Below are 11,237 nucleotides of genomic sequence, written 5' to 3' on the forward strand. Positions count from 1 at the left end.
GCGGCCTATTGCTTCAAACCGTTTCGAAGGACGCGAACGATGGACCAACTGCGAGCGCAAACCCGGATCAGCAATGCGGCGATCAGGTGGGTGATGGACCGGCTGCGCACCGAGCACAGCGAATTCGAGGTCGAGACCGGTGTTGCCGATCGATGGGAACTTCGCCTGTACTACGGTTCGCTGAGCGCGGCACTCGAGGGCGACTCAATGCTGATCCGCGTCTCGGCTATAGACGAAACCTGCCTCTCCTACATGAAGATGACGGTCGCCGGCCACGTCGCGCAGCATCTCGGAACGACGAGCGGACTGCGCTGGCAAGGCGATGGCCGCGACACCGGCACCCCGATCTTCTTCCGCGAAATCACGGTGGTCTCCTCAACGCGGATTTCTCCGCACATGCAGCGCCTGCGCTTTGCAGGCGATGATCTTGGCCGGTTTACCCATGGCGGCCTGCACATCCGGCTGCTGCTGCCGCCGCGGGGCAGGCCGCCCGTTTGGCCCTCGATGGGCGCCGACGGCCTGCTTGTGTGGCCTGCCGGTGAGGATGCGCTCACCGTGCGCATCTACACGATCCGAGCGGTAGATCCGACAAGCGGTTGGCTCGATGTCGACTTCGTGCTGCACCCCGGCCATGACACGCCCGCCGCCACGTTCGCGCAGAACGCGGTGGCGGGAGACGTCATCGGCATGGTCGGGCCAAGCGGCGGCGAGACGCCGACGGCGCAAACCCTGCTGCTGGTCGGCGACGACACCGCGCTGCCGGCAATTGGCCGGATTCTGGAGGAACTGCGGCCGTCAACCCGCGTCGAGGCGCTCATCGAGGTCGACGGCCCGGACGACCGCATCGCGCTGGCGCAAGGCGACAACATCGACATCACCTGGCTTTACCGGCACGACCGCCCGGCCGGCACCGCCGGCCTGCTGACGGCCGCCCTGCGCGAGCGCAGCCACATGACGCTTGCCGATAGCCTCTACGTCTGGGCCGGATGCGAGTTCACCGACTTCCGGGAGATCCGCAAGATCGTGCGCAAGGAGTGGGGCCTGGGCCGCGACCGGCACCTGGTAACGGCCTATTGGCGTCGCGACGCGCAGGCCGAGGGCGACGACGAGGATTAGGATCGATCCATAAGTATGCCGGCAGCCGGGGCGGAGCAGCCTATTCCTTCACCGCGCGCGCTACCAGCCGCGCGATGCTCGGGCCGACAAGAAGCACGATCAGGAAACGCGCCGACTGGAGCGCCATGATGAAGGAGATGTCGACGTTCTGGGCGGCGGCGGCGATGATGGCGACGCTGTCCATGCCGCCGGGGCTGGTGGCGAGATAGGCGGTCAGCGGATCGATGCCGAGCAGATGGCTGATCATGAAGGCGAGGCCGCCGCAAAAGGCGATCAGAGCCACGATCGAAGCGACGATCTGCGGCAGGGCCCGTGTCGCATGGCGCAGGATCGGCCTGGTGAAGTTCAGCCCGATCGACCATCCGACCATGGCGTAACTGACAGCCAGCAGCCAGGGCGGCAATTGCATCGGCACGCCGAGGGCAAGGTGGATCACCGCGCCGAAGATGAAGGTGCCCAGAAAGAAGGGCGAAGGCAGCCGGCAAAGCTTTCCCGCCAGCCCGCCGACCAGCGCGATGCCGATGGTTGCGGCGAAGGCCTGGGCGTCGAGCGGCGGAAACCAGACGATGGGCGGCACCTCGATGCCCGACGTGTCAACCCACATCTTGGCCACGAGCGCCGCCGTCATCGAGACGAAGATGACGCGCAGATACTGCATGAAGGCGACGAGGCGCTGGTCGGCGCCGAAGGCGCCGGCCATCAGCACCATTGCGGTGGCCGCGCCTGGGGAGGATCCCCAGACGGCGGTGGTGCCGGGCAGGATGCGCCAGCGGCTGATCAGCCAGCCGAGCAGGCTGGACGCCGCGACAGTGGCTGTCACGACGCCGAGGAACAGCGGCCATTCGGCGTAGAAGACGCGAAAAATGTCGGCCGAGATCGAAGCGGCGATGAGGCAGCCGACGATTGCCTGGGCGGAGCCGAACAGAAGCCGCGGCACGCGCACCGTGGCGCCGTTGGTGCCGGCGACGATGGCCGCCAGCATCGGCCCGATGAGCAGCGCCGCCGGCAGCGCGGCCAGTTCGAGCGCACCGGCAAACAGCACGGAAATGGCGAGGAGGGCCAGCCATTGCCAAGGCTTGCGCATGCGCGCCATGCGCTCGACCGCCGGCTGGTCCGGAGATGGCTGTTCGGCCTCGGAATCCATATTCTGGTCTTAGACTGAGCGGCAAGGAATGCGAACCCCAGCCGTGTCGAAAAGCGACCGTCTTAGGTGTCTGTGCCGAACAGTTGCTCGATCTCTCCACCGCTCATGCGATGGAAACGGTCGGGCACGGAAAACTGACCAGCCATAAAGCCAACCCGTCGCGACTGTGCCGGAGCCGATTGATCCATAGGAATGACCTTGACCAATGGCTTGCCAGCCTTGGCGACAATGAAAGGTCGCTAATGTTCACGATCTGGGTCGAGTCATCCACCCGGATCAGCCCGTCTTGTCGTCAGCCAGGCCGAAGCCGCCGACGGGGTTGGTTTCCACCTGGAACTCGAAGCCGGCGATGAAGGGCCTCGCCTTGGCGATGGCCGCCTGGACTTCGGGAAGCTGCAGCGAGGCTTTGTGGCTTGCCTGGTCAGTCCACACTTCTGTGACCCAGATGGCATCGGCATCGGCCGGGTCGGTGGCAACGATATAGCTCAGGCAGCCGGGCAGGGCGCCGGTGCTGGCGCGCAGGACGTCCATGACAGCGTCGCGCTGGCCGCGAGCCGCTCGCATCTTGCCGATCAGACCGTACATGCCTTCGTCTCCCTTCAGCGTTTTCGACAAGAGTATGCCGTTCGCCAGTATGCAGGTCGCGGCTCAAGGCATCAACTGGCCACCATTCACCTCGATCACCTGGCCGGTGATGTAGCCACTCAACAGATCGGAGGAGAGAAACAGATAAGCACCCACGCAATCTTCAGCCGTGCCGGCGCGCCCTTGCGGAATGGTGGCAATCATGCCCCTGATCTGCTCTTCGGTCGAATAGCGTTCGTGGAACGGCGTGAGGATGGTGCCGGGCGCCACCGCGTTCACGCGGATGCCGAAGCCGATCAGTTCCTTGGCCATGCCGCGCGTGACGTTGGAGACGAAAGCCTTGGCCGAGCCGTAGAGCCCGGCGCCGCCGCCGGCGCCGTTGCGCGCGGCGATCGAGGAGGTGTTGACGATGAAGCCGCCCTGTCTCTTCAGCCACGGCATCGCCTTGCGCGAGGCGGTCAGCACCGAACGCGCGTTGAGATCCATCACCGCGTCGTAATGCGCCTCGGTCTGCTCGGCATAGGGCACGCGGCCGAGCATGCCGCCGGCATTGTTGACCAGCCCGTCGAGACGGCCGAAATGCTGCGCGCTGTCCTCGACGACACGCTCGACATCAGCGGCCAGGGAAAAATCGCCCTGGACGAGAAACACCTCGCCGCCATTGTCGCGGATGGCCTTGCCAAGCTTCTCGGCGGCGTCACGGCTGGAATTGTAGTGCAGTGCGACCAGACATTTCTGCGCTGCATAGGCCAAGGCGAGTGCCGCGCCGATGCCGGTCGAGGCGCCGGTGACCAGCACCGCCTTGCCGGCGAGATCGGGAATGACAAGCCCGAGGGGAGTGGTTGTCGCTGGCACTGTCGTTTCTCCGGGATTTTCGCAGTTCTTAGCGGGTCTTGCTACCCTTGCATTTCAGTCCATGCAGCTTCAAGGCCTGAGATAGGCATAGCCCTGGCTTTGCAGCTCGGCGAGCTTGACGACGCCGCCACTGTCGGCTGCATGAAAACCGTCGAGCAGGTCGGCGAGCGAAATATCCATGCCGTGCATGGTGTTGGCGCAGGCATGCGGATCGAGCCCCTGCTGGACGAGACCGGTGAAACGACCGGAGATCGCCGCCGATATGCCCTTCGACTTGAAACCGGCAAGAGCCGGCCCATGGACGACCAGCGCGATATCGACATTGCCGCCGGTGCCGTCGTAATGGTTCTTAATGTTGCCAAGCACGAAATTGACTTTGTCGAGATCGCTCAAGTGATAGGCGACCTTCAGCCTCGCGGGTTCACTGCCGCCGGCTTGCGCCACCCGCAACCCAACCAGCGTACCGGCCCCGGCCAGAACGGCGCGGAACATATCGCGTCGACGCATGGCTATGTCCTTCCGGTTGACGGCTCAACGCGAATTGCGTGGCCGGAGCGCCAATAATAGCATAAATTGACGTCGCGTCCTGTCGATGCAAGGAGGGGTCACATGGCATCGAGACGGAGACTGGCATGCGCCCTGTCGGGCGCAGCCTTGTTGGGCTTGTTGGGCGCAACGGCTTACGCCGAAAACGCCGCCAAGCTCACCGAACTTAGCCCTAATGGCGCGGACGCCTGTTTCGGTCGCATCTACGATGCGGCGCATCTGCAGGTACATCCGAAGCAGAAGGTGGCGCGTATCTTCTTCTATTATGGCCACGATCCGGTCAGCTCCCCGAACGAAGGGCCGGCGGCCGGTTCGGACTCCTCTTACAATGCCTTCGTCAGCACCACCGTGCGCGGCGCCAAGGCGCCGGAATGGGCCGGCGGCTGGTGCAACAAGGAGGATCCCGACGACAAGTCGAGCGCCATCCATTGCGGCATGGATTGCGACCGCACGCTGGCGTCGCTGAAGGTCGACGACAAGGGCCGACTGATGCTTTCAAACCTGCAGCCCGACATCTATCTCGATGCCGGCTCGGAGGAGGAACTCGGCACGGCCGAATACAACAGGCAGGCGCTGGGCAGCGAGGACGACAATTTCCGCCTCGACCCGATGCCGGCGGCGACCTGCAAGGCGGAGTTCGCCCGCATCGACCCGATCGACCCGGCGATGGGTCCGCCGCTGCGCGAGCGCCTGACGCCAGACCAGTCCTTCTGCTACGGGCGCGACTATGACGCCGCGCATCTCGGCTCGCATCCCGACCAATTGACGCAATCGATCCGCGTGTTCCGTGGCCCGGTCGAACTGGCTTCATTTGCGGCGGGCGGCGACGCTGCCAATTGGCCTGACGGCGCCGACATCGCCGTGTCGGTCACGACGCGAGGGAAGTCGGGCAAAGTTACGCAGGCCTATTCCTGCCAGGGAGAGGCCGACCAGTGGCGCTGCGCGGCGAGTTCGAAGATGAGCGATTTTTCCTGCGATATCGCGCAGAAGGAGGTTTTCCTCAAGCGAGGTGCCAACGGCACGATGATGCTGGCCAATCCCAACAGCAGCCTGCCGATCCTCGACCTGTGTTCGAAGACGGCCGATGGCAAAACGACGTCCGACGACAAGGTCTACCGGCTGCAGCCGATGCCGCAATCCGCCTGCGCGCCGTGATCTGACTTCAGGCGAACGGCACGGCCGTCGTGCCCCTCGGCAATTTGGCCTCGTCGTCCGGCTCGACATGGATGGTGACGCGCACGGAAGGGATTTCCGCCTTCAGCGCATCCTCGATCCGGTCGCAGATGACGTGGCTGGCGCCGACCGACATGTCGGCGTCGACGACCAGATGGAATTCGATGAAGGTGGCGCGGCCGGCGATGCGTGTCTTGAGGTCGTGCACCTCCATGGCGCCCTTGCAATTGGCCGAAATGATGTCGCGGATGCGCATATGTTCTGCCGTGTCGACGGCGCGGTCCATCAGGCTGTTCATCGACGAGCCGATGACGTGCCAGCCCTGCCACAGGATGTTGAGCGCGACGATCACGGCCAGTGCCGGGTCGAGAATCTGCCAGCCGGTCAGTACGGCGCCGACCAGGCCGGCGAAGACGCCGACCGAGGTCACCACATCGGTCATGATGTGGTTGCCGTCGGCGACTAGCGCGGGTGATTTCTCGCTGCGGCCGGTGCGGATCAGCAGCCACGCCCAGATGCCGTTGATCACCGTGGCGATGCCGTTGATGGCAAGGCCGTTCCAAGGCTGTTCTAGCGGCGCCGGCGCCTGCCAGGAGCGCCAGACCTCGTTGAGGATCAGCAAGGCGGCGACCACGATTAGCACGCCTTCCAGCACCGCCGAGAAATACTCGGCCTTGTGATGGCCGAACGGGTGATCCTGGTCGGCCGGCTTGTAGCTGACCTGGATCGCCCAGAAGGCAGCTATCGAGGCGATGACGTTGACGATCGATTCCAGCGCGTCCGAATAGAGCGCTACCGAGCCGGTGACATACCAGGCGACGAGCTTCAGGCCGAGCACGACAGCGGCAATGACGATCGACCAAAAGGCGAGCCTGGCGACCTTTTGCCTGGCGGCAGCTTTTGCCGTGATCGCCATCGTGTTCTCGGCTTCGGCCATATTGGTCAGGCGGCCTTTTCCTTGGCCTTGCGCGGCAGGTGGGCGACGATGTTCTCGATGATGCGCATGCCGGCATTGTGGCCGAGCGTCATGATCGATTCCGGATGGAATTGCACTGCGGCGATCGGCTCCTTGCGGTGCTCGAAGGCCATGATGACGCCGTCTTCGGTCTCGGCGGTGACCACGAAATCGTCGGGTAGCCGCACCGGATCGGCGAAGATCGAATGGTAACGGCCGACGGTGACTTCCTTGGGCAGGCCGGAGAAGATGATGCCGGGCTTGGAGACGCGAATGCGCGACGGCTTGCCGTGCATCGGCACATGCAGCTGCCGCAATTCGCCGCCATAGGCCTCGGCAAGCGCCTGAAGGCCGAGGCAGACGCCGAAGATCGGCAGCTCGCGGGCGCGCGCGTTTTTGATGGTGGCGGCGCAATCGAAATCCTTCGGCGTGCCGGGACCGGGCGACAGCACGACAAGATCCGGCTTCAGCCGGTCGAAGACTTCTTCCGGCACCGGGCTGCGCACGGTCGAGACGTTGGCGCCGGTCTGGCGGAAGTAATTGGCCAGCGTGTGGACGAAGCTGTCTTCATGGTCGACGAGCAGGATGTTGACGCCGTCGCCGACGCGCGCGGTGGTGCGCTCGGTGCTGGCGGCATTGCCCGTCTTGGCGTCGCGGATGGCGGAGAGCATGGCGGATGCCTTCAGTTCGGTTTCGGCTTCTTCTTCCTCGGGAATGCTGTCGAACAGTAATGTGGCGCCGGCACGCACCTCGGCAATGCCGTCCTTGATGCGGATGGTGCGCAGTGTCAGGCCGGTGTTCATGTCGCCGTTGAAATTGACCATGCCGATGGCGCCGCCATACCATGCGCGCGGGCTCTTCTCGTTCTGCTCGATGAAGCGCATGGCCCATAGTTTCGGCGCGCCGGTAACGGTCACCGCCCAGGCGTGCGAGAGAAACGCGTCGAAGGCGTCCATGCCTTCGCGCAGCCTGCCCTCGATATGGTCAACCGTGTGGATAAGCCGCGAATACATCTCGATCTGGCGGCGGCCGATGACGCGCACCGAACCCGGCTCGCAGACGCGCGACTTGTCGTTGCGGTCGACATCCGAGCACATGGTCAACTCGGATTCGTCCTTCTTCGAATTGAGTAGTTTCAGGATCTGCTCGCTATCCGAAATGGCGTCGTCGCCGCGCTTGATGGTACCTGAGATCGGGCAGGTCTCGACGCGGCGGCCGTTGACGCGCACGAACATTTCGGGCGAAGCGCCGATCAGGTATTCGCCTTCGCCCAGATTGATGAAGAAGGAATAGGGCGAGGGGTTGATCGACTTCAGCTTGCGCGAAATCTCGGAGGGTTGGGTCTCGCAGCGTTCGTAGAACATCTGCCCGGGTACGACCTCGAACAGGTCACCGCGCTTGAAGCTGTCCATCGCGCGGCGCACAAGATTGGCGTATTCGCCGGGTTCATGGTCGCCGCGCTGCGGAATACGGTCGGCGGTCTTGAACGGCTCGGCGATCTCGTCGCGCGGCAGGCCTTCGGTCGAAAAACCCTTGCCGGCGTAGTCATATCGATCGGTCCAGGCTTTGGCCGAATAATGATCGACGACCAGGATCTCGTCGGGCAGGAACAGCACGAGATCGCGCTGGCTTGGCTTGCGCTTGAGCTTGTAGTCGACCGGGTCGAACTGGAAGGCGAGATCGTAGCCGAAAGCGCCGTAAAGGCCGAGATTGGCGTCTTCGGCGGTCTTAAACAAGGCGGTGATGGCGCGCAGCACCGTGAAGACGGAAGGAACGCGGCTGCGCTCTTCTTCGGTGAAGACGCGGCCGGGCTTGGCGACGTCGAGGCGGATCAGCTTTTTCGACGCCTCGGCGATCGTGATCTCGGCGATATCGCCGAGCGTCTTGACGATGACCGGCAGAAGCACCTCGCCCCGCCGGTTCAGCGCCTCAATGCGCATGGACCGGCCACGCGCCGAGATCACCAAGGGCGGGTCGATGATGGCGGTATCCCAACGCGTATAGCGGCCGGGATATTCATAGTTCGAAGAGAACACCGCGCCCCGGCGCGCATTCAGCCCGTCGACATAGGCGTCGATGGCGCCTTCATAGGGCCGGTCGTGGCGCTCGCGGGTGATGGTGATGCCACCCCCGGTCACAAAACTCTCTGCGCCGTTGTCCAGAACCTTCATCGTCATTGCCGTCTCCATCAGCTTCTTGGGCAACGGACCCGGGAATGGCTTGGAAAAAACAAATGGCCGCCCGGACATTCCGCTGCGGCCACCCTCTCTTTTCACGCGCACGCGTTCGAACAGGCCGCTGTCAGCAGGCCCACCACCAAACGGTCTTGATCGAACGCATGTTCATGGCGATTCCCATAGCGGCGATTGAGCGACCACGCAACTGGATTCGATGGAGGCTCAATCTTCCAGGGTGCCGGACCTTGCGTCGGCGCTCTTCCTGTCGCCCACCAGTTTCAACAGATCCTCGCCGGCGCGGATGATGCGGCGCGAGCGCCGGGTCAGGACGATGCCGGCCTGCGGCGCGAACACCTCGGTGCGGCCATCGGCCTCGCCCGGTGCGTGGACGATGACGGCAAGCCGCGTGTCCTTGGCCACGCGGTCGCCGGGCTCCACGTCGTAAAGCACGGCACCCGCCCGGGGCGCCGGCATCATGTCGATGTTTTCGAGCGGTGCGACAACCCCGGTGAAGGCACCGGGTGCGGGCAGGGCCGGGTCGGCGACCACGCCGCGCGCCACCAGCAGCCGGTAGAGCCCCGCGGCGTCCGACGCCGCGAACGCGCCATCGACATCGAGGATGCCGCGATATTCGACCGTGGTGACGACGCGCCGGTCGAGCTTCGCCACGTCGGCGGGAACGTTCTGGTAGGGCATGATCGAGGCGCCTTCGAAAGTGCCGTCCGTGTCTTCACTCCACAACACCACCGCCTCGACGCCCATAGCGGCGGCGCAATCGGCCATTGCCGGCCACAGGCTGGAGTGGATGTAGAGATAGGCAAGGCCTTCGTCGTCGCAGTGCAGGTCGAGCACGATGTCGTGGCCGAGCGAAAGCTGCACCAGTCTCGTCTTCAGCCTTTGGTCGGGCGTGCCATGCGCGGTGTCAGGCAAGAGTGCCGCGTCGGGCGCGGAGAGCAGCGGAAAACCGCGGTTGAAGTTGGTGCGCGTGCCCAGATGAAAACGGCCTTGATGTTCGCCGAAATGATACTGGGCGCGGCCGATCGGATTGGCCCAGGGCACGATGGTGATGTCGCCCTTGATGCGCCCCTCCGCCTCGGCCCTGGCCAGCATCGGCATCAGCGCGTCAATGGCGACGACTCCAGGTAGTTCGCCAGCATGGAGTGCCGCCTGCAGATAGGCCGAGGGCGCGGAATTGTCCGTTCCAACGAAGCGAAACAGCGGGAATTCGTAGGAAACGCCTTCGCTGTCGCCGGCTATGCGTTCGATCGATTTCTGCATGGGTCTTTTCTCCGTCGAGAGGCGAGAAGGACATGCCTCTTCGACGGTCCGCTTGTCGATTGGTCCAGACTGTCGCGCTATGGGCGCAAGCAGCTACTGCGCGGCAGGCTGAAAAGCGACGGCCGGAGCGCGCCGGTCCAGTGCCCGCGAGGCTATGGCCACGGCAACCGCCAGCAGAGCGAGTGCCGCGCCCACCAGCGGCAGGTTGGCATAGGAAACGCCCCAGGAGAGCGCCACGCCGCCGATCCAGGCGCCGCTGGCGTTGCCGACGTTGAAGGCGCCCTGGTTCAGCGTGGCGGCAAGGTTCGGTCCCTCGGAAGCGGCTTCCACGACACGGATCTGCAGCGGCGGCACGACGACGAAGACGAGCATGCCCCACACGAAGACGATGCCTACGGCGACACTGGCGATGGCGCCAAACTGCATGAAGCCGACAAATAGGATCGCCAGCAGCAGCAGCGTGCCGATGACCGTCGGCATCAGCTTCCAGTCGGCCAGCCGGCCGCCGATGATGTTGCCGATGGTCATGCCGGCGCCGAACAGCAAGAGCACCCAGGTGACCGCTGAAGTCGAGAGGCCGGACACGTCGGTGAGATAGGGCTTGATGTAGGTGAAGACGGCAAACAGGCTGGCTGAGGCGAGCGCCGCGATCAGCATGGCCAGCCACACCTGCAGCTTGCCGAGCACGCGCAATTCGCCGCGCAAGCCGCCGCCGCTCGGTTCGGTGACATCCGACGGCACCAGCCAGGCGATCGCCGCGACCGAGATCAACCCGATGCCGACCACCGCCAGGAAGGTGGCGCGCCAGCCGAAGGCTTCGCCAAGCGCCGTTCCGGCGGGAACGCCGAGGATGTTGGCCAGCGTCAGGCCGGCGAACATCAGCGCGATGGCGCTGGCGCGCTTGTTGCGGGGCACCAGGCTGGCGGCGACGACCGAGCCGATGCCGAAGAAGGCGCCGTGGCCGAAGGCGGTGAAGACGCGCGCGCCCATCAGCATCCAGTAGTTGGGCGCGATGGCGCAGAGCAGGTTGCCGACGACGAACAGTGCGGCCAGTCCGACCAGTGCCGGCTTGCGCGGCAGATGCGCTGTGGCCATTGCGACGATTGGCGCGCCGAAGACCACGCCCAGCGCATAGCCCGTGACCAGCAGCCCGGCAGCGGGAATGGTCACGCCGAGGTCGGCGGCGACCTCCGGCAGCAGGCCCATGATGACGAATTCGGTGGTGCCGATGCAGAAGGACGCAATGGCAAGCGCAAGGATCGGCAAAGGCATGGGAGGTCCAGGCTGAATCGGTTCAAATGGAAACTGCGCGAGCGCGCCAGGGCGCACAAGCGCCATTGCCGCAATGCAGCAATGCAGAAAGCGGAGAGCAAAGAGGGCACTGGCAGCGGTGGTTGTGCCGTGCCGC

10 protein-coding genes are annotated in these 11,237 nt (G+C 64.6%); 2 read left to right on the forward strand and 8 right to left on the reverse strand.

Going from position 1 to position 11,237, the window contains the following annotated elements; translation table 11 throughout:
* Positions 1-39 precede the first annotated feature (39 nt).
* Positions 40-1,116 (forward strand): siderophore-interacting protein, encoded by a 1,077-nt coding sequence (locus tag LB532_RS19200; protein ID WP_140639774.1) that lies wholly within the window; start codon positions 40-42, stop codon positions 1,114-1,116.
* 40 nt (positions 1,117-1,156) lie between these two features.
* On the opposite strand, the gene LB532_RS19205 is transcribed toward LB532_RS19200, so the two are convergent.
* From LB532_RS19205 to LB532_RS19225, 4 genes are all read right to left on the reverse strand, one after another.
* Entirely contained in the window at positions 1,157-2,260 is a 1,104-nt protein-coding gene (locus tag LB532_RS19205) for an AbrB family transcriptional regulator (protein WP_140639773.1), read from the reverse strand.
* Positions 2,261-2,536: 276 nt separating this feature from the next.
* On the reverse strand, positions 2,537-2,845 hold the full coding sequence (locus LB532_RS19215; RefSeq protein ID WP_140496083.1) for a putative quinol monooxygenase: 309 nt from the start codon (positions 2,843-2,845) through the stop codon (positions 2,537-2,539).
* A gap of 63 nt (positions 2,846-2,908) precedes the next feature.
* A complete protein-coding gene (locus LB532_RS19220) occupies positions 2,909-3,700 on the reverse strand; it encodes an SDR family NAD(P)-dependent oxidoreductase (protein ID WP_140639772.1) in 792 nt (263 codons plus the stop codon).
* 69 nt (positions 3,701-3,769) lie between these two features.
* The gene (locus LB532_RS19225) at positions 3,770-4,207 is read right to left on the reverse strand and encodes a DsrE family protein (RefSeq protein WP_140639771.1); all 438 of its coding nucleotides are present in this window, start codon (positions 4,205-4,207) and stop codon (positions 3,770-3,772) included.
* 102 nt (positions 4,208-4,309) lie between these two features.
* Here LB532_RS19225 and LB532_RS19230 point away from each other — a divergent pair, with 102 nt between their 5' ends.
* Positions 4,310-5,401, forward strand: coding sequence for a hypothetical protein (locus tag LB532_RS19230; RefSeq protein WP_140639770.1), 1,092 nt, complete (start codon positions 4,310-4,312; stop codon positions 5,399-5,401).
* Positions 5,402-5,408: 7 nt separating this feature from the next.
* Here LB532_RS19230 and LB532_RS19235 read toward each other — a convergent pair whose 3' ends face one another.
* From LB532_RS19235 to LB532_RS19250, 4 genes are all read right to left on the reverse strand, one after another.
* A complete protein-coding gene (locus LB532_RS19235) occupies positions 5,409-6,356 on the reverse strand; it encodes a cation diffusion facilitator family transporter (protein ID WP_140639769.1) in 948 nt (315 codons plus the stop codon).
* Between the two features lie 5 nt (positions 6,357-6,361).
* Positions 6,362-8,551, reverse strand: coding sequence for an anthranilate synthase (locus tag LB532_RS19240; RefSeq protein ID WP_140639768.1), 2,190 nt, complete (start codon positions 8,549-8,551; stop codon positions 6,362-6,364).
* A 222-nt stretch (positions 8,552-8,773) separates the two neighbouring features.
* On the reverse strand, positions 8,774-9,829 hold the full coding sequence (locus tag LB532_RS19245; protein WP_140639767.1) for a succinylglutamate desuccinylase/aspartoacylase family protein: 1,056 nt from the start codon (positions 9,827-9,829) through the stop codon (positions 8,774-8,776).
* A gap of 93 nt (positions 9,830-9,922) precedes the next feature.
* On the reverse strand, positions 9,923-11,101 hold the full coding sequence (locus LB532_RS19250; protein WP_140639766.1) for an MFS transporter: 1,179 nt from the start codon (positions 11,099-11,101) through the stop codon (positions 9,923-9,925).
* Between the last annotated feature and the right edge of the window lie 136 nt (positions 11,102-11,237).

Origin of the sequence: Mesorhizobium sp. ESP-6-2 (genome assembly GCF_020164675.1) — a bacterium.
GTDB lineage: Bacteria > Pseudomonadota > Alphaproteobacteria > Rhizobiales > Rhizobiaceae > Mesorhizobium.